We start from the raw sequence: 19,010 nt of genomic DNA on the forward strand, positions 1-19,010 counted from the left end.
TTCATGACCAGTTTTTGGTATTCTATTAATAAGAGGATATTAACTCATCCAAATCAGGTTTAGATTTCTTCCTTTATCTCCACATCTATGACTGTGATAATTTCTATTGTCCATAGTGCATATGTCTGAATCTATAAATTGAATTGGTAGGTTATTATCTATTAGCCTCTGGCGAAGAACGATATCTATTCCGAGTAGATACTTTTGATTATCCTTGGGCGAGATTGCTTCTGGCGAATACTCTTTAAATAATTCGAATAAGTCATTTCCTACTTCATAATTCTGTTTACGGGCACAGGGTCCCAAGTAAGCGTGAATAGATTTTGGTGAATAGCCTTGCGTTTGTAAATGGTGAAATAGTTTCTCTGAAATACCTAGATGAGTTCCCTTCCAGCCGGAGTGGATTACTCCGATTAACTGCTCTATCTCTGACCAGAAGAATAAAGGCATACAATCTGCTGTTTTAATGATTAAGACTTCGTCTCTTTGGGTTGTATATAAAGCATCTCCCGCAGCGGATAATGTAGATAAGTTCTTAGTGTCGTAGAACGTATCTCCATGCACTTGCTCTAAGAGAAATACTTTTTCGGAAGACATGTCTAATTTCTTTGCCACAAAGTTACGAATTGCTGGTGTAAGTTCTTCTTTTGAAATCCCTTCTAGTTCTTTTGTTTCTTCCTTTCCCCATACGGCAAAATGTATTGTTCTTGAAAAACTGGTTTGTATTTCTTTATGAATCATGGCTTGGTAATACTGTCGTAATAAACGAATGATAACCTTAATAGATTAGAATTACTGGATTGCCACGGAGGCACAAAGACACAGAGAAAATTAGAGTTTTATGCATAAAATACTGTTTGTTTTCGATATTAAAGTATTTTTTGATTCAAATATAATCCTTGTATTCGAATCTGATTTTTCCATCAACTCTCTTTGGCACGACACAGATAAATAAAAATGCTAAAACATCATTGCCTCCGTGTCTCTGTGGCAAAAAGAAATTATAGACAAGCAATTGGGTAAAAACATAATTGAAAGCTAAGATAGCAAAGGCGCTGTTTTTGATAAAATTATGAAATCTTTTATATTGTTATTTTTTATTCTATTTTTGAATCTATCTATCGGGGCAGCCGATTGGAATGAAGCATTGTTTGAATCATCTGAGAATGGTGATTTGCTTAAAGTGAAGCAAGCTCTTGAAAAAGGAGCTAAGATCAATTATCAATCTACTGATAAAGGGGAAACGACTCCTCTTATGATCGCTGCGGAAAAAGGAAACTTAGAAGTCTTAAAGTTTTTACTAAGCAAGAAAGCTAAGATTAATCTAAAAGACAGCGAGGATTATCACGCACTCATGTATGGTGTGCGCGGTGGAAATTTAGATGTAGTAAAGCTATTAATTCAACACAAAGCCAATGTAAATTCTGCTGGTCTGGATGGCTGGACTCCTCTCTTAGACGCGGCTAATCTGGGATATGCGGAAATAGTCAAATACCTATTAAAGTCAGGTGCGTCCATTGATGATGTAAATTCCTACGAAGAATCTCCTTTGATCCTTGCGGCTAAGAACGCACATACCGCTGTTGTAAAGATTCTATTAAAACATGGAGCGGATACTAGTCTGTTAGACGCCGAAGGTAAATCTGCACTCCAATATGCAGAAGCAGCAGGGCACAAAGAAATTATTGAACTTCTAAAGAAAAATCCTCCTAAGCAATGAAAGTTTGTTACGTATATAAAATCCACCATGAAGAATGAACTAAGTTTCATCCTTGAAAAGTCAACTTCTTCTATTTGCTATTTAGATGAAAATGGTATAATCAGTTTTGTAAATGATTCCTTTTGTAAATTATTTCAAATCAATAAAGACGAGGTCATTGGAAATACTCCCGGGTCTTTGTTAGAGAAATATTCTGTTGATTATTATTTAGAATCCGCTCTCGAATATTCTAGAATCTTTCGTAAGAGAGAAGATGTATGTGGCGAGTTCACTGTCCATTTAAAAACTGGAAGACGATTTGTTTTGGAAGTGAGCATATATTTCCTTTTAGATGGCACTGATCGCCCAATGGCTATTAGCTACATAGATGATATTACTTATTTTCGAGATTCTGAATTAACCTTAATTCAAACCTATAAGAATTTAATTGATTTAAAATTTGCACTCGATCAATCAAGCATTATAACTGTGACAGATGCAGATGGAGTTATCATTGCGGCAAATGATAATTTTTTAAAGATAAGTGGTTATGATAGAAATGAAATCGTCGGAAAAACTCATAGAATTGTTAAATCCGGTTATCATCCTCCTGATTTCTTTCAAAGTATGTGGACTCAAATTTCTTCCGGGAAAGTATGGCATGGAGAAATTAAAAATAAAAGAAAGGATGGAACTTATTATTGGGTTGATTCCCATATCATTCCTTTTTTAAATGAAGATGGAATTCCTTTTCAGTATATATCTATTCGAGAAAATATCACTGTAAGAAAAAGCGCACAAGACTTATTAGCCGCTAGTGAAGAAAAATTTAGACTCTTATATGAAAATGCACCTATTGGAATTATGCTTGTTGGTATGGATGGAGAAATTTTAGAATGCAATGAGTATTTATTAAAATTATTTGGTTTTGATAAGAATGAATTCATTGGCAATAAGTCTATTGATTTTCTCCAAGAAGAATTTCAAGAATACAAACTCAAAGCCTTTGAGCAGTTATTAAATCGAAAAACAAACCAGATTTATGTAGAGGAAAAGCATAAAACGAAAGAAGGAAACTTTATTTGGACAGGTTGTTATTCGAATGCGTGGTTTGATCGAGAAGGAAAGCTTATATGCATATTAAATTTTATTGTAGAGATTGAAAATCGCAAAAAGTCTGAAGAAGAACTTCTCAAGTTGGATGAATCTAAGAATGCAATATTGAATATTGTAGCTCACGATCTTAGATCTCCTATTGGTGGAATAATAAGTCTAATCCAGATTATGCTTGAAGAGGATGATAGTTCTGAAAATAGAAAATATCTTGAGCTTGCTCTACAATCAGGTAAACATGCTATAAATATCGCAAATGATATTTTGGAAATGATACAATCGTCTAACATCAAAAATGTTTTGGATAAGGAAACTACAGAGTTAAATGATTTTCTAAAAAATTGTATTCAGTTTCAAGAGCTACAAGCAAAAGAGAAGTCTATTGAAATATTTTTTTCTAGCACAGTGGACAAAGTCTTTTCGGAAATCAATCGAGATAAAATGATGCGAGCGATCACGAACTTATTATCCAATGCAACTAAATTCACAAAGAAAGGGGGAAAAATAGAAGTATCCTTAACATTAAAAAACAAACATCCATTTATCACTGTTAAAGATAGTGGAATCGGCATTCCAAAGAGCAAGCAACCTTTCTTATTTGAAAAATTCTCTATTGCCAGAAGAGCTGGAACTAGAGGAGAAAAATCAACAGGACTAGGCATGTTTATAGTAAAAGAAATAATTGATAGACATGCAGGTAAAATTTCATTTGATAGTGAAGAGAATAAAGGCACTAGTTTTTATATAGAATTATGAAGCAAAAAAATGATATAAACGAATCGATTCAAATCATTGAGGAAATCTTAAAACCGTATACTAAAGAAGTTTTAGAAATTGTAAATGATCTGCGAGACTTCTTCAAAGAAGAATTTCCTTCTCTTATAGAAAGAGGCTATCCTGTATGGAAAGGAATTGGCTATAGTGATTCCAAATCTGGCTATCTTTGTGCTATATTCCCATTAGACGGAGAGGTTAAAATAGGATTTGAATATGGAATTATTTTGAAAGACAAGGACAAAGTCTTACAAGGTGATGGAAAGCAAGTTAGATACCTTCCTATTCCATTAGACAAAGAGATTAACCGAAAGCAAATTAAAGATTTGGTCAAACAGTCATTAGCCCTTCCTACTTTAAAAAAAGATAAAATGGCAATGATTGATTTAGTGAGAAAGGCTTAAGGCACTGGGTTAATTCCCTTATAAATTCTTTCAATACGTTTTCTATTAGGACCGAGTGAGCGGTCAAACCTTGTTAGCTTCATACCGGCTACACTTGGATTTTTATCTTGAATCTTTTCTAATGCTTTTTTATCGCGGAGAATTTCTAGATTTACAATTTGCTTGATGGATGGCTTGATGAGTAGATTGAGTCCAAAGTGAGCAAACAAGGGATACTGCATGTAGGTAAACGCCATTAGCTGCACTCGACCCTCTGAAATTGGATTGAAGAACACATAAATCCTAAATCTTGTATCTCTTGGCTGGTTCGTCTTTGAGTCAATCCAGTATTGGTCATAAACACTGTATACGGGTGAAAAATAAGTAGTCCAATCATCTACAAATAAATCTTCTTTTCCTAATCCAAGAATATAGCGAAATAGAATCGGAAGTGTTTTTTGCGGACCTGTGTTTTTAATTCTTACATGAAAGTCTTCTGTTTCTGATTCAACGACTACTTCTTTCATACGCTTGGAATCATACCCTAAGAAGACATGTACGTCCGGTGTATGCTCCACTTCTGTGAAATTATCTAGAACTAATTCAAGTGGTGCTTCTATAGAGTAATGGCATATATCGATTAAGCGAAAATTTTCCTTATTAAAATAAGGAAATGGAGCAGAAGAATTCGCAGATTTAATCCAGACTGCCCCGTAAAACTCCATGCAATCAAAAGGAACAGCAGAAATTTTACATTCATCAGTGCCAGGGCTTTCTCCTTTTCCTGATCTATCAAAACTCATCCCGTGGTAAATACACGTTATCCTGTCATCTTTGACTGAGCCGAGGCTCAGTGGCATTCGTCGATGTGGACATGTATCTTCTAGAGCAGAGGCAAGTCCTTCTTTGTCTCTAAACAATACAATCTGTTTTCCGTTTAGGGTTATTTGTTTAGGGTTTTTCTTTAATTCAAGTGATTTTAAAACAGGATGCCAATGGTCAAACCTAGACATAGATTAAACCCTCCTAGTTTGGATACTCTTTAGAAATTTTATTGCCTATCTTCTTGGCTTCTATTCCTATATTTCTAAGGAAGCCACCAACATGATTGTTAAAGCCTAAAAAATAGAGTCCGGGTAATTCTGATTCGCTGCCTCTAATCTTAGGATAACCTTTTTCATTGAATAATTCGGGATAGCCGCTAAAGATCGATTCTAGACCTGATCTGTATCCAGTGGCGAGAAGAACTACATCATACTTTTCTTCTAATCCATTTTTAAATAGAATAGAGTCCCTATTGAATTTTTGGATTTCGGGGACAATCGAAATTAACCCCTGTGTGATGAGGCTAACAGTGCCTATATCTATAAGTGGAACTTTTTCCTGGTATTTGAGTTGGGAAATCGTTCCGAACTCAGGAGTGATAAGTCCATACTTAGAATAATCTGGAACAACCATTCCAAGTATTTTCTTACTTAAATAATCTCCTATCTTGGGAGGAAGAAAACTAAAAAGGAGTGCAGAGTATTGCATTGGTATTTTCCATATTTCTCTTGGGACAATGCGGACGGGACCCCGCACAGAAATATTTACCTTAGCCCCTGATTCAAATAAATCAATTGCAATCTCACCGCCTGTATTTCCAATTCCTACGATTAATACGCGTTTGCCTAAGAATGACTTTCCATTTCTATACTCTTTGCTGTGTAGGATTTGACCTTGAAAGTTTTCCATGCCCTCCCATTTGGGACTTAGAGGAGAATGATTGTAACCCGTTGCGACAACTACTTTCTTTGATTTGTAAATTATATCAGGAGTTTCTGTTATCCAGAACTCTCCTTCTCTACGAATGGATTTAGCAGGCTGATTTAAGTAAGGGACAAGAGAAAATTTCTTTGCATAGGCGTCCATGTATTCAATTAGCAATTGCTTTGACACATAACGCGGGTAATTCGCAGGATAAGGCATAAACGGAAGAGACGATAGTTGCTTTACAGTATGAAGATGCACTCTGTCGTAATGATTATACCAGGCATATCCGATCTTGTCGCTTTTTTCTACGATGCTAAAGGAAACCCCACCTAATCTAAGAACCGCTCCAATGGCAAGACCAGAAGGTCCTCCGCCAATGACAAGTGTGTGTATTTCTTTTGCTACCGCTGTTTCGCCCATAAATCAAAACGTCTACTTGCATTGTTTTCTTAGCAAGACTTTTTTCTAGAAAAGATTACGACTTTTCGTCTATGAGGACTTCGAAGATTTTGGATTTGTAGATTAGGTCTGTGAGCTTTTGCATTTCAATGGAGTGAATAGGTGGAAAATCTAAACGGGTTTGGTAGATTTTCTTTTCTACATAGAATTCTGCTTTTTTGTTTTTCTTGGTTTCTTGGTCGGCATCATAGAATGTTAAATTCTTGTTATCCCATACCAATTCATCTGCCCAGATTTTCTTTTTGTCTAATTGCACTTTGTTGGCAACGTATTGATTGTATGTATAATTTAGCTGAATTGAAACACGCTTTGAACCAGAATCAACAAATTTATATTTTAGATCGAGTGATTGGGATTTGCCACAACAGGATAAGGTGTAAGAAACAGTTTCAAATAAAACAGGACGAAATGTATTATTCTGAAAATGAAATACGATTAGAATTTTTTGAAGTGTGGATAATCCTGAATTGCCTTCGAATGTGGCAAATATCATTTTTTTTCCTTCCCCTAAAATGTCACGGTATTCCACATCTGCAAAATTATACCAGGATGGAATTATGATTTTTTGAGGAATGCCTGTTAAAGTTTGGTTTTGCAATTCATATACATAGAGAATCATTTCGTTTCCGGAAAATTCTTCTACGACACAATCTAACTTGTCCTTTGTTTTTAGAGAATGAAATTTACAATCAGAGTAGGTATGAGTCGATGAGATTTCCTTCTCTGTCTGGCTAAATAGCAGGAAAGGAAATAGGAAAAAGCAAAGTAATGCAAAGCTTAGGTCGATTCGTTTCAATCCATCTAATAACATAGAAGCCTCCCATTATTCTATAGACTCAAAATAATTCACTATTACCTATCGAATAAAAATGTAAATTTACTAATAGGGAAAGCACGCGTTTTTTATAAAAACAAGAAAGAATTACTATTGTCAGCCTTGTATGAAATCTTGAAAATTTACTGATTGCAAGTCATCGTAGCTTTTTAAAACTTACAGTATGATACTAAAAATTTTTAAAACCGAATTATTTTTCTTACTTTGCATTCTTTTGTCGGCTAATACACTATTGGCGAACCTGAGAGCACCATGGTCGGTTAGCCGATATCCATCCTATGCACTTTCGAATCCGAATGCCCAGCTTGTAGTTATGAAGGAAAATTTAGTATTCAAATGTGATAGAGCGTATGAAGGAGATGGAAATCTTTCTCGGATTATCGAGAAGAATTGCAAAGTAGAAGCTATCTATTTTATTCAGTCTACGGCTGATGCGAGTTATGCGCTAGAATTTGTTTTGCCTTCAGATAGGATCGTAACTACTTCCGTTAATGATGCACCAATAGAAACAACATTACCTAATCTACTCAATGTTTCCGATTTAGAAAAAGAAGGATACCGCCTTTCTGATCTATGCAAATTTTGTGAAGGAACGATTAATAAAATCTATACCGCTAGCTTCAAGGCGAAATTTGTAGTCGGTCAAAATACAATTCGTGTTATGTATGAACAACCACTGTCTGTATCGGAGATTAGTCATGGATATTTTCAATCTAGTAAGTGGAGTAATTCATTTGCCTATGAACTCTGGCCTTTAAGAGAATGGAAATTAGATTCTAAGTTTGAAATGAATATTAAATTTACAACGGAAGTAGGAAATGCATGGAGTAGATTCTGGGGAAAAAAGATAATTGCGGAATGTCGTGGAATTGATTTGCGTTTTGTGAAATCTCCAAGTGCTACATTTAAAAGTCAATCCGGGGAAAATGGCTTTAAAGCTTATTATGAATACAATCAAAATCTAAATCCAAATTATATATTATCAAGTGGTAGTAAAACCTATTACGAAAGCGATAACCTTGTATATGAACTTTCCTTAAAAGAAAAATTTCCCGATAGACTTAGTTGCTTTTTTGGACAAGAGAGAAATTGAAAGAGAGAATACTTATGCAATTTTTCAAAAATTGTAATCAAATCCTAGTTCGACAAGCTTGGTTGGTGAGCTTTGTCGAACCACACCATGACAAAATTATTAATCAATATAAATCTGTCATCCTGAGCCTGTCGAAGGATTTTAGGACTGTAATTATTTTGACTGCGCTACTTATTCTATTAAATTGTAAAGAAGCGGAAAATCCTTATATACCTACACCGGATATTTTTATTCGCAATTTCACAGAGAATGTTCCAAAGAAGACTGAAATAGAATTAGAGCTTCGGGAAATTTTAAATACAGAGAATAAATTCTGTGAGACTTCTTTTCAAAATAAGAAAGTAGAATTATATGGGGATAATGATAATATATTCGTCAGCGATAGAGAGCAATTTACCGCATTCACCTATTTGTCTGTTTATAAGCAAAAGATTAAAAATAAATCAGATATATTTGTTTTAAAATCTAGATGTTGTCCGATGGGTCCTTGTTATACTTCGCATTTCTTTCAAAAGCAAGATAGCGGAAACTGGAAGTTATTCGACACTATTCCAGGCGAAGTAGTCGATTATAAAAAAACAAAAGACCATACCATTATTAAAATTGAAGACAATATCTTGACTACTCTGACCTATGTTGGGTTTTGGAAAGAGAATCAATTTGAACCTTTGCTTGTTTATCGTCATATGAATATTGAAATTCCTAATGCATTTTCTCCATCTAAAAGAATTTTCACTGAGAGCAAGCAGTTGAACTTACTTAAGAGACCAAAAGAATATCATATCGACAATCTTGCCTTTCGTTTGAATGTAGCAGCTAACACGCCTTATTTTATTCTAAATGAATCACCAAATCATTACTTTATTTTTATCAAAGCTACATCAGAGCAAATGAACGATGTTCTAGAAAATTTCAAAGGCGATAGACAAGATATCGCCGAACAAATTCAAGGAGTAGGGAAACACTTAAAGAATGCAAAAGATCTTGAAAAACTTTTAAATAAAACTTTCTACAACGTCGGTTGGATTGAAAAGTTTTAACTACCTTTCTTCTTAGCGCGGTTAGCGGCAAACACTAGCCCCTGCGCATTGATTTGAATGTCTGGCTTGACTAATTCTAGGATAGAGGAAGGGATTTTTCGTTTTAAGAACTCTTCTTCGAAAAAGCTTCCTATTCCTTTTTCGCCTAATGCTTGTAAATCGCTATCTGATTGATTGGAAGCAACCAATTCATTAAAAACCTTTTCCATTCTATCAATTCCAAAAAGCATTTGCTCTGCACCTGACTTCATATCAGTCCATGAATCAAAATGAGTCAAATACGCTTTATCCGCTTTTGTGTTTATTATTTTCTCAATACTAAGTCTTGCTTCTTCTGCGTGGAAATCCGTCGGAGTAGTAGATGGAAATAAAAAAGGTGAAATTCCTTGGCGTAGCGAAGGATAACTAATCCCAAACGAATCTCCCGTGAATATGGAATTTGTTTTTGAATCGAAGATTACGAAGTGGTGGTTTGCGTGCCCACGGGTATAGATAAACGTTAAATCTCTTCCGCCAAATCTTAATACTTCTCCGTCCTGCATGATTCTAACTCTCTCTGTCGGGACTTCTAGAATTTGTCCATACATCTTGAGGAAGTTTTCTTTTCCGTATACCATGCTTGCACTTTCTATGATACGCTTTGGGTTAATCACATGCGGTGCAGCTTTAGGATGAGCCAATACGGTAGCATTTGGAAATTCTTGCACCAAACGAGAAGTAGCCCCTGCATGGTCTAAGTGAATATGGGTGATAATTAGATACTTTACTTTGTCTTTGGATATATTCTTTGCGGATAACGCATTTAATAAATAGGGAATTGCTGAATTTGTGTTGTTATCCACAAAGAGTGCCTCGTCTCCTTCTTGCATTAGATAGGCTGCTGCGAATTCATTTGTATAATAATGACAGTCGATAGTTTGTATAGAGTTCATAGTTTGATTGATTGAGCATTCCTGAATATTGTCAAGAGCATTTAAAGGCTAAGACCTATTTTGCATTTAGGGCAATTCATTATTTTTCAGTCTTCAAATTAAAATAGCTCATTGCTTCTTTTAGTTGGCGGGCTTGTAAACTTAGTCCTTCTGCGGTAGCCGCTAGCTCTTCTGAACTTGCTGCATTGTTTTGGGTTACTTTATCCAAATCCCTCATTGACTTTCCAATCTGAGAAACCGTTTCTGCTTGATCTTGATTGGAAACAGAAATTGTATTTACAAGACTAGAAGTTTTTTTAATTGCCGGTATCAATTCCGCGATAACTAAACCTGCTGCCTCGGCTACAGTTAAACTGTTGATTGTAAGTTTACTTATTTCATTGGCGGAGATATTGCTATTCTCGGCAAGCTTGCCAACTTCAGTTGCAACAACAGCAAATCCATTTCCACCACCTTGGCTCCCTGCTCTTGCTGCTTCAATGGACGCATTTAAGGAGAGTAGGCTAGTTTGCGTTGCTATCGAACGAATGATAGAAATTTTTTTAGAGATAGTTCTCATCGCTTCTACTGCTTCTCTAACAGACTCTTCGCCCTTAGCCGCTTCTTTTGAAGAACGTTCAGCAATTGTATTTGTATCATTTGCATGTTTTGCAGTCTCTTTAATTTTATTAATTATTTGATTTAAAGAGGCTTCCATTTCCTCAACTGTTGCGGCTTGTTCAGTTGCTGTTTGACTCAGTGATTGAGCAGTTGAGTCTACTTCCTTTGAGGCAATGAGGACTGTCTCTGTGTTTTCATTTACACGAGCCATCACATTATTAAGATGATTCATCGTTTGATTAAATGATTCTTTAATTTTTAAAAATCCTCCCGTATAATTGCCTTTTAGTCTTTGCGTCAAATCTCCTTTCTCCATTTTTTCTAAACAAAGAACAAGCTCTTCTGCTAAATTATTTAGTTCAATGCTAAGCAATTTTTGTTGAGTTATATCTAATGCAAATTTTATTACTTGAATAGGTTTATTATCTGAATCAAAAATAGGATTGTAAGTTGCTTGGATCCAAACTTCTTTTTTATTTTTACCAACTCTTTTAAATTCAGCTTTATGAAATTTTCCAGATTGTAAGATTGCCCAAAAATCTTTATACTCTTTTGATTCCATAAATTCTTTTTCAACAAACATACTATGGTGTTTACCAATGATTTCTTCTAATGGATAACCCATAGTGGAAAGAAAATTATCATTTGCATCCAAGATGATTCCGTCCATATTAAAAGCAATAATTGCCTGTGAGCGGTTTAGAGCCGTTAACTTCGAATTTATAAGCGCATAATCTCTAAAAATCTCATTCAAGTTTTTAAATTCGGTTTCTTTTTGAATTATAAAAATAGAACGAAAAAATTTGGATAGAATAATTATATTCACTAAAAATAAAACCATTTTTAGCCATAATGGCAAACTATTACTAAAATGATTGTCTACTGATAGGTAGCCGAAAAAAAGAAATATTAATATGGATACTGATACTTGATTTTTATCTGACAGTATTTTTTCTATCGCCCTTCGGTCAGGCTTTGTTAATTCTATCGCATTCATCTTAATTGTTCCCTTCGAAATTGTAAGTAGTACTCTCTCATATAAATTCTAAACCTGTCAAATCAAATATAGGAGAATCAGGAAAATATCTAAGGGTTCTCTGGTAGGGGGATAATAGGCTGTAATCTATAGAGTATTGCATTGAACAGGTAAAATTTACAGTCTTCACTTCTTTTTATAACAGACTTAGTATTAAGTCAAAGATGCGGCTAATTATAAGTTACCTGATTCGATTATTTTAAAATAATGAATTTTTATATCAATTAGAATAGGTCCCGGGCAATGGAGTCCTTTGAGAGAACTCGGTATTACCTTTCTTGCACATGGAAATTTGAGTCCATTTTAATTTTTGTAAATAGGGAATTGCCGAATTTGTGTTGTTATCCACAAAGAGTCCCTCTTCTCCTTCTCGCATTAGATAGGCTGCTGCAAATTCGTTTGTATAATAATGACAGTCAATAGTTTGTATAGAGTTCATACTTTGATTGATTGAGCATTCGTGAATATTGTCAAGAGCATTTCAGAGATGATGCTTAGAAAATTATTTTTAAAAAATTGAGCGACTTAGAAATCATGCGATAGCTTGCAGCAAGTCTTTCGTCTAAAACAGCCATTATCCTCACTTACAATGAGATTGCATTAAGGGAGCTGTATATATACAGGCAAATCCTAAATATCCAAAGCCATAAAATAATCCCCAGAGGCTCGACCAATTTCTTAGTTTTGCATTTTCGGGATTTTTGGGATCATAATAAACGTTAACTTCTCCCGAGATGCGAACTGAATAAGAGATTGCTATCGGATCGGTAAATTGATGTAACATTCCTTCTTCATCATAGTATTGGATAATTGCTTTATACATAGAATCGCTGGGCTTACTAATAGAATTTGTAACAATATAATCAATCACTCTTCCTTTCGCTAAACAACCATTTAACACAAAGCTGGCATTTTTCATATAGGAGTAAGCGGCTAATGGAGATAAAACGAAACCGAGTAGATAAAACCACCAATACAAACAGGGATTTTTTACAATTGCATTTTTGGTATCTGCAAATAGGATTATGAATAGTATTGAAACAAAGTAAATGAATAAAGGCTTAATAATTTCCCATAAAACAGACTGAAAGAATGGAGCCGGAATTTTTACGTTGTTTACGGTTTGCTTATCTTCAGGTGAAGATTGATTCTTTGTAATAGGTTCTTCTATTGTTGTTGGTAAAGGCTGCTCAATAGTATCCTCTTTCTTTATATGGATGATAAATTTTGTATTATCTTTCGGTGACACATAATTGGAATTAGCCTTTTTCGTAAGAGTTGTTTTCTTTTCCCATTTCTTTAAGAGTCCCTGAATTAAACCGAATTCTCCTTTATCCAGCCAGAGCCCTTCGCAACTAGGACATTTTTCTAGAATGATTCTTGCTTCAGGATGATATACAAATCGATCCATTTTTTTATTCTCGCATCTAGGACAGTTTAGGCTTGTTGATTTTAATTCAGATTTTATGATTTGTTCTGGCAAATCACTGTTAACTCCTAGAATCTTAGAAAGTTCGCAACTATCCAACCAAACACCAGCGCATCTAGAACAAAAATCTGTTTGTAGACCGGCTATCGTTTCTGATCTCAGACCTATTTTGCATTTAGGGCAATTCATTATTGTTCCTCGCCAGTGGAGTTCATTTGAGAGAACTCGATGCTAAATGACAGCTACACACTGTCAAATATATTTAAACATTTTGAAGCGGCTAATAGTTATATACTTTCCATTCCTATGTCTTGAACTAGTTTGTTTACTTTTTCAGGACTGAGTGGTTTTACTAGATAATCTTTAACAAAGGGAAATCGCATAGCCTTTTCTTTATCATTTTCTTCCTCAGAGCTTGTGAACATAATGATAGTGGGACTCGGATAAATCTTTTGAGTAGTCAATAAGTTTTGATAGGCTTCTAAGAATTCAAATCCATTCATAGCAGGCATATTTATATCTAATAAAATCAAACTGGGTGGAAATTGATTCGGATATATTTTACAGGACTCTTCATAATTCTTGAATAGTTGTAATGCTTCTTTTCCATTCACGGCATTATAAATATGACTAAAACACTTTGTGCTTTCTAGTATTCTTTTAGCGATAAAGAATTCTATTTCTTCATCATCTACAATTAAAATGGATTTTAAATTTTGTGGGTTCATATACTTAAATTTGGAATTATAATTTGAAATACAGTATCTTCGCGAGAGGAGAGGACTTTAATAGATCCTCCTATTTTTTCAACATGTTTCTTTACTAGATAAAGACCCAAGCCATTACCAAGAAGTTGTTGGGAATGGGCTCTGAAAAACATTTGAAATATTCTTTCCTGGTATTCGGCATCAAATCCAACTCCGTTGTCGCTTACTGTTATTACTAGATTATTTCGTATATCGTATTTAGTAGTTATCTTTATCCAACGTTTTTCTTTTTTTGAATCATAGAATTTAACTGAATTAGATATTAAGTTGAAAAGAATTTCTTTGAAACGAAAAAGGAATGTTGTTACTGTCATTGCCTCTAATTCGGTAATAAATTCAATATGATTTGTGAGTAGGCTTTGTGAATGATTTTCTTTTATATCTTCTAGAATCTTAGATATATCTAGAATCTGAGGATTTTGATCTTGATAGTCTGCTTTTTGCCAATTCTAAAATGCTTTGAATCAATGTTTCTAGTTTTTGTATGGGACTTGCAATTTTCTCATGGCATTGACTGAGAGTAATCCAATCTTCTTCTTTAATACTGAGAGAGGATAATTCTAATAATCCTCTGACTGTTTTGATTGGTGCAATTAGATCATGAGACAATCTATAATTAAATTCTAAGAGTTCTTGGTTGGCTTTTTCTAAAAGTCGTTTGGACTCAACCATTTCACTAATGTCTATACAAGAGCCGGCGTAACCTGCAAACTTTTCTTCCCCATCAAACCAAGGGTTCCCTGTATCTAGAATCCAACGGTATTCCCCATCGCGTCGTTTGAGGCGATATTGCATACGGAATGGCTCTCTCTTTTCAAAGGCAGTTAAATAAATATCTAAACACATCTTCATATCATCAGGATGCACACCCTCTGCCCAACCATTTCCATATTCCTGCTCAAGAGTTCTGCCTGTAAAATTGAGCCATGGCTTGTTAAAGAAATAACACAGTTTATCAGTTCCAGCAATCCAGATCATAACTGGTGCATTGTCAGCCATGATTTGGAATTTGTCATCTTGGTTAGCAGGCTTCATTTTTTTCTCTCATACTTATCGTATACTTTTTAATTTCTTAGTCAAGTGTATAAATTTCTCTTAGACTTTTTTAAATCTTATTCTCTTTTCTCAAAAAGATATAAATAAGACTGAGTGCTGAAAATAAGCGCACTGAAAAAGGAATAAACGGAGATTTGCCTGTCTTTTATGCATTAATTAATTAGAAATACAGAATTTCTAAGTTAACCGCAACATATACTGCAAGGAGGGGATAAGCCTGGTTAAACAAAGGGAGGATATTATTGATTATCCAAAGAAAGATTGAGCAAACTCGGATTTCGTTCGGGATAAACGATTCTTATTTTAAGAAAAGTGTAGACTCAAGTGTAGAATCAGGAAAAATCCTTTTACCGATTGCTCTTTTTCCAGATTTTCAAAGACTCAGCTTCTCGAATTAGATTGTCCTGGAATAAAGGATTGGCGATGGAAATGATTGCTTCTGCTCTTTGCCATGTGCTCTTTCCTTTTAGATTTACTTTTCCGTATTCTGTAACAACCCAGTGAACTACAGTTCTTGAATCGGTTGTGATGCTACCTCGCTCTAAGGTAGGTACGATTCTAGATTTAACTTCGCCTGTTTTGCCATAAGTAGATGCTAAACATACAAAGCTTTTTCCGCCTTTGGATTTATATGCACCCATTACGAAATCCAATTGCCCGCCGGTGCCGCTGATTTGTTTGGAGCCAGAAGACTCAGAGTTTACTTGACCAAATAAATCAATTTCCACTGCATTGTTGATGGATACAAAATTATCTAATTGTCCGACTACAGAAGGATCGTTTGTATATTCTACAGTAGTGCTCATTACTTCTGGATTGTTGTGAATGAATTTGTATAGTTTGTCAGTTCCTGCTCCAAAGGCAAATGTCTGTCTGCCTCTATCAATCGATTTTTTAGAACCATTGATTTTCCTTTGAGAGACATTTCCACAAATGCATCTACATACATTTCTGTATGAACTCCTAAATCTTTTAAATCAGAATCAGCAATCATAACGCCTACAGCGTTTGGCATTCCACCAATTCCCAATTGTAAACAGGCTCCATTTGGAATTTCTTCTACAATTAATTTCGCTACTTTTCTATCTACATCAGACGGTATAGCCGAAGGCAATTGGGCAAGCACTGGATTTGAGCCTTCAATGATATGAGATACTTTAGAAATATGCACAGCAGTTTCTATTCCTCCCATACACTGAGGCATATTGGTATTTACCTCAACAATTACAAACTTGGATCTTTCAATAACTGCCATTTGGTGGGAAGCTTGAGGACCAAAATTAAAATATCCATGTTCATCCATCGGTGCAACTTGAAAGGCAGCAACTTGAATTGGGTCTACATTTTCTCGATATAGCCGAGGGATTTCCGCATAACGCATCGGAATATAGTATCCGCAACCCATGTCGGTGATCTTTCTACAATTTCCAGAAAAATGCCAAGAGTTCCAAGTGAAATGCTCTTTGGGATTGGGAATTTTAAATATCTCAGGCATCCATAAACTTACACCGCCTCTAACGTTTACATCTTTGAGTTCTTGGTATCTTTTTGCTAATGCTCTATCAAATTCATAGCTTTGACCAACACACCATCCATAATCAATCCAATCTCCCGATTGAACTAATTTAGCAGCGTCTTCGCTTGTAAACTTTTTACGATTGTATTCTTCTGTGTATGACATACATTAGCTCCTCTTTCTTTCTCCTGATTGTGAAGGGAGACTTTCTGGGTTCATTGTATCAGAATAGGGATTACAAATCAAAATGAAATTTTTTTATTATTTATTTTTTATCCATTTATATAAATTGTCATCGTTTACTTGGTTAATTGCATTGCTTCTTCTGTCTTCTTTAAATACAGTTGGGAAGGAATATCATTTGGTTTAAACTTTAATACAGCTTCAAAAAGACTTTTTGCTTCATGATAATTTGAATTCTGAAAATGATCCAAACCCAATTCAAAAGAAAGAATTGTTCGCTGAAATATATCAATTTCCTTATTACTTCTTCCTGAGAAAACTTCATAGATTGCTATGCTTTTGGATTTTCCTTTTACTTGGGCGTATCCTAATTTGCGGTGAACGTAGGATTCGAGATTTTCTATATCCATCAGTGCTTCTTCACTAATTAGTATTTCACTTCCATACACTTTGGTCAGTCCTTCTAATCTAGATGCAGTATTTACCGCATCAGAAATAACCGTTCCTTCTAATCTTTCCGCATCACCAATGATTCCAAACATTTGATAGCCTACATGAATTCCAATTCCAATTCGAATCGGAAGCTTTCCATTTTTCTCTCTCGTTCTATTGAATTCGGCTAGTTCATCTAACATTTCAATGGCTGATTGTAGCGCATCTGTAGAGCCTTCGGGGAAAATAGCCATTATCCCATCCCCCATGTATTTATCGATAAAGCCATTGTTCTTTCGAATGGAAGGTCCCATTGCATGTAAATAGCTATTTAGAAATTTAAAATTATCCTCAGGAGACATGTCCTCAGATAGAGTGGTAAACGATCGGATATCAGAAAAGAGGATAGCCATTTTCTTATTTATTGAATCTCCTAATTGAACACCGGTAATTAACTCTTTGCCTAAGAATCGAAGGAGTTGTTCTGGAACAAAACGGGCGTAAGACTTAATCAATTTTTCCTGGTTATTGATTGCATTTTCTTGTTCCTGAAAAATTTGTTTCTCTGTGTATTTTTGCTTTAGAAGAGTTTTGTATTGAAACGCAATTTTGTCTCTGAAAAAAACGCAAAAAAATCCAACGATTACCAAGTGCAGAGTTGCTACGCTTAGATGATAGATCATAATCTCTAAGGTTAGATTATCAATATTGATAAAGTATTCTCGCAAGTCATATCCGAAACCAAGTTGTAATGCAAAGAATAGAAGATGCTGGGTAACAGGTATTAGCCCTGTTATTATAAAAGTGGATAAATCTCTATAGACAATAAGCATTGCCGTAATCGGAAAGAAAGCAAAATGCATTTCATACATTCCATGCATTTGGGAAATATACTGCAATATAAACCACTGGAGAATACTTTCATTTAAAAACTTTTGTGCATAGGTATAGGGAAAATATCTAAGTCCAAGAAAATAGGATACAATTCCAAGTCCGCCACCGGCAAATGCCAATAGATAGGTATCGTATTTATAAGAAATTAAACAGCCGAATAAAAAACTCGCAAAGATAAAAATTCTTGCAACCTTTTCAGCTTTAATTTCTTCTTCATGAATTTTTTCATTGAATTCTGCTAGAAATTCATCACGAGAAACAAGAGACTTCATATCTTCTGAATAATAGCTTTCTGGATTAAAAATAAATAACTCTTTCATTTAATAGTTCCTTTCATTTTCTTTGAGGTTAGTGGGTAACACGCAGCCGATTGCATAACCAGCCTTTAATTTTTCAGGACTTTTTTTTTCCAATAATCCATTTAGCGCCAAATATGCATATTGCGTCTTTGTATTTGTGCTGTATCTAGATGCATTATAGTTTCCTCGGAAAAATAACTTTTGCTCTGAATCAAGAATTACAGCTTGCGGAGTAGAATAGACTCCTACTTTTTTTGCTAAATTGCCATTCACATCCTGCAGAAAAATTACATTAGTAGCGGCTAATTGCAACTTGTCGGTTAAGTCTTGTATTTCTTGAGTAATAAGTTGTTGGTTCTCTGCTTCAACAACTACTATAAATTGAACTTGGGAGGAAAAATCTTTTACTAGTTCAATAAAATGTTTTTTTATAAATTGAGCACATCCGCAAGAAGGATTAGAAAAATGAATAAACATTGCTTGCCCACTTGGAATTCGAGGGTCATCGAAATGAATACGTGTTCCTATCTCAATGCTTTGGTATTCTTTTGGAATCGGAGTCAGAGCCATTTCTATCCAATGTTCTCTCATTGCGAGACCGATCATGGTCATAAAGAAGAAAAAGATTAATGGAAACACAAGGAAAGGCGCTTTTTTGTTGTTCATACTTTTATATATTTACCGATTTTTTTCCCGATCTAATTTATTTTGTAGCTCT

General features: G+C 34.7%; 18 protein-coding genes and 1 pseudogene. 5 read left to right on the top strand and 14 right to left on the bottom strand.

Going from position 1 to position 19,010, the window contains the following annotated elements; translation table 11 throughout:
* Positions 1-39: 39 nt before the first annotated feature.
* A complete protein-coding gene (locus tag IPH52_22110; protein MBK7057693.1) occupies positions 40-741 on the bottom strand; it encodes a polyphenol oxidase family protein in 702 nt (233 codons plus the stop codon).
* A 331-nt stretch (positions 742-1,072) separates the two neighbouring features.
* On the opposite strand from IPH52_22110, the gene IPH52_22115 reads away from it, so the two are divergent.
* The 3 genes from IPH52_22115 to IPH52_22125 are packed head-to-tail and all read left to right on the top strand — an operon-like array spanning position 1,073 to position 3,990.
* Positions 1,073-1,720 (top strand): ankyrin repeat domain-containing protein, encoded by a 648-nt coding sequence (locus tag IPH52_22115; protein MBK7057694.1) that lies wholly within the window; start codon positions 1,073-1,075, stop codon positions 1,718-1,720.
* 27 nt (positions 1,721-1,747) lie between these two features.
* Complete coding sequence (locus tag IPH52_22120; GenBank protein ID MBK7057695.1) at positions 1,748-3,568, top strand: PAS domain-containing sensor histidine kinase; 1,821 nt, start codon at positions 1,748-1,750, stop codon at positions 3,566-3,568.
* Positions 3,565-3,990 carry a DUF1801 domain-containing protein gene (locus IPH52_22125; protein MBK7057696.1) on the top strand — a complete coding sequence of 142 codons (426 nt, stop codon included), beginning with the start codon at positions 3,565-3,567 and terminating at the stop codon, positions 3,988-3,990. Before IPH52_22120 ends, IPH52_22125 begins: the two co-directional genes overlap by 4 nt.
* On the opposite strand, the gene IPH52_22130 is transcribed toward IPH52_22125, so the two are convergent.
* Genes IPH52_22130 through IPH52_22140 form a run of 3 tightly spaced genes read right to left on the bottom strand, consistent with a single transcriptional unit; the run spans position 3,987 to position 6,991 of the window.
* Positions 3,987-4,982, bottom strand: a complete 996-nt coding sequence (locus tag IPH52_22130) for a Rieske 2Fe-2S domain-containing protein (GenBank protein MBK7057697.1) — start codon at positions 4,980-4,982, stop codon at positions 3,987-3,989. The genes IPH52_22125 and IPH52_22130 overlap by 4 nt on opposite strands.
* Before the next feature lie 13 nt (positions 4,983-4,995).
* Positions 4,996-6,141 (bottom strand): NAD(P)/FAD-dependent oxidoreductase, encoded by a 1,146-nt coding sequence (locus IPH52_22135; GenBank protein MBK7057698.1) that lies wholly within the window; start codon positions 6,139-6,141, stop codon positions 4,996-4,998.
* Between the two features lie 55 nt (positions 6,142-6,196).
* Positions 6,197-6,991 (bottom strand): hypothetical protein, encoded by a 795-nt coding sequence (locus IPH52_22140; GenBank protein ID MBK7057699.1) that lies wholly within the window; start codon positions 6,989-6,991, stop codon positions 6,197-6,199.
* Positions 6,992-7,178: 187 nt separating this feature from the next.
* Here IPH52_22140 and IPH52_22145 point away from each other — a divergent pair, with 187 nt between their 5' ends.
* A complete protein-coding gene (locus IPH52_22145) occupies positions 7,179-8,108 on the top strand; it encodes a hypothetical protein (protein MBK7057700.1) in 930 nt (309 codons plus the stop codon).
* A 14-nt stretch (positions 8,109-8,122) separates the two neighbouring features.
* Positions 8,123-9,148 (top strand): hypothetical protein, encoded by a 1,026-nt coding sequence (locus IPH52_22150; protein ID MBK7057701.1) that lies wholly within the window; start codon positions 8,123-8,125, stop codon positions 9,146-9,148.
* On the opposite strand, the gene IPH52_22155 is transcribed toward IPH52_22150, so the two are convergent.
* The 10 genes and pseudogenes from IPH52_22155 to IPH52_22200 all read right to left on the bottom strand — a co-directional run bounded on the left by IPH52_22155 (position 9,145) and on the right by IPH52_22200 (position 18,958).
* Complete coding sequence (locus IPH52_22155) at positions 9,145-10,080, bottom strand: MBL fold metallo-hydrolase (protein MBK7057702.1); 936 nt, start codon at positions 10,078-10,080, stop codon at positions 9,145-9,147. The genes IPH52_22150 and IPH52_22155 overlap by 4 nt on opposite strands.
* A 79-nt stretch (positions 10,081-10,159) precedes the next feature.
* A complete protein-coding gene (locus IPH52_22160; GenBank protein ID MBK7057703.1) occupies positions 10,160-11,677 on the bottom strand; it encodes a PAS domain-containing protein in 1,518 nt (505 codons plus the stop codon).
* Positions 11,678-11,936: 259 nt separating this feature from the next.
* Entirely contained in the window at positions 11,937-12,155 is a 219-nt protein-coding gene (locus tag IPH52_22165; protein MBK7057704.1) for a hypothetical protein, read from the bottom strand.
* A 141-nt stretch (positions 12,156-12,296) separates the two neighbouring features.
* Positions 12,297-13,334 carry a zf-TFIIB domain-containing protein gene (locus IPH52_22170; GenBank protein ID MBK7057705.1) on the bottom strand — a complete coding sequence of 346 codons (1,038 nt, stop codon included), beginning with the start codon at positions 13,332-13,334 and terminating at the stop codon, positions 12,297-12,299.
* 98 nt (positions 13,335-13,432) lie between these two features.
* Positions 13,433-13,873, bottom strand: a complete 441-nt coding sequence (locus IPH52_22175) for a response regulator (GenBank protein MBK7057706.1) — start codon at positions 13,871-13,873, stop codon at positions 13,433-13,435.
* Positions 13,870-14,226, bottom strand: coding sequence for an ATP-binding protein (locus IPH52_22180; protein ID MBK7057707.1), 357 nt, complete (start codon positions 14,224-14,226; stop codon positions 13,870-13,872). The genes IPH52_22175 and IPH52_22180 overlap by 4 nt, the downstream gene beginning before the upstream one ends.
* A 79-nt stretch (positions 14,227-14,305) precedes the next feature.
* Positions 14,306-14,947, bottom strand: coding sequence for a PAS domain-containing protein (locus IPH52_22185; GenBank protein MBK7057708.1), 642 nt, complete (start codon positions 14,945-14,947; stop codon positions 14,306-14,308).
* Positions 14,948-15,315: 368 nt separating this feature from the next.
* Positions 15,316-16,649: pseudogene (locus IPH52_22190) on the bottom strand (butyryl-CoA:acetate CoA-transferase).
* A 134-nt stretch (positions 16,650-16,783) separates the two neighbouring features.
* A complete protein-coding gene (locus tag IPH52_22195; GenBank protein MBK7057709.1) occupies positions 16,784-18,313 on the bottom strand; it encodes an adenylate/guanylate cyclase domain-containing protein in 1,530 nt (509 codons plus the stop codon).
* Positions 18,314-18,958: a hypothetical protein gene (locus tag IPH52_22200; GenBank protein MBK7057710.1), complete on the bottom strand. Its 645-nt coding sequence runs from the start codon at positions 18,956-18,958 to the stop codon at positions 18,314-18,316. It abuts the gene before it with no gap.
* Positions 18,959-19,010 lie beyond the last annotated feature (52 nt).

The organism is Leptospiraceae bacterium, from assembly GCA_016708435.1.
GTDB lineage: Bacteria > Spirochaetota > Leptospiria > Leptospirales > Leptospiraceae > UBA2033.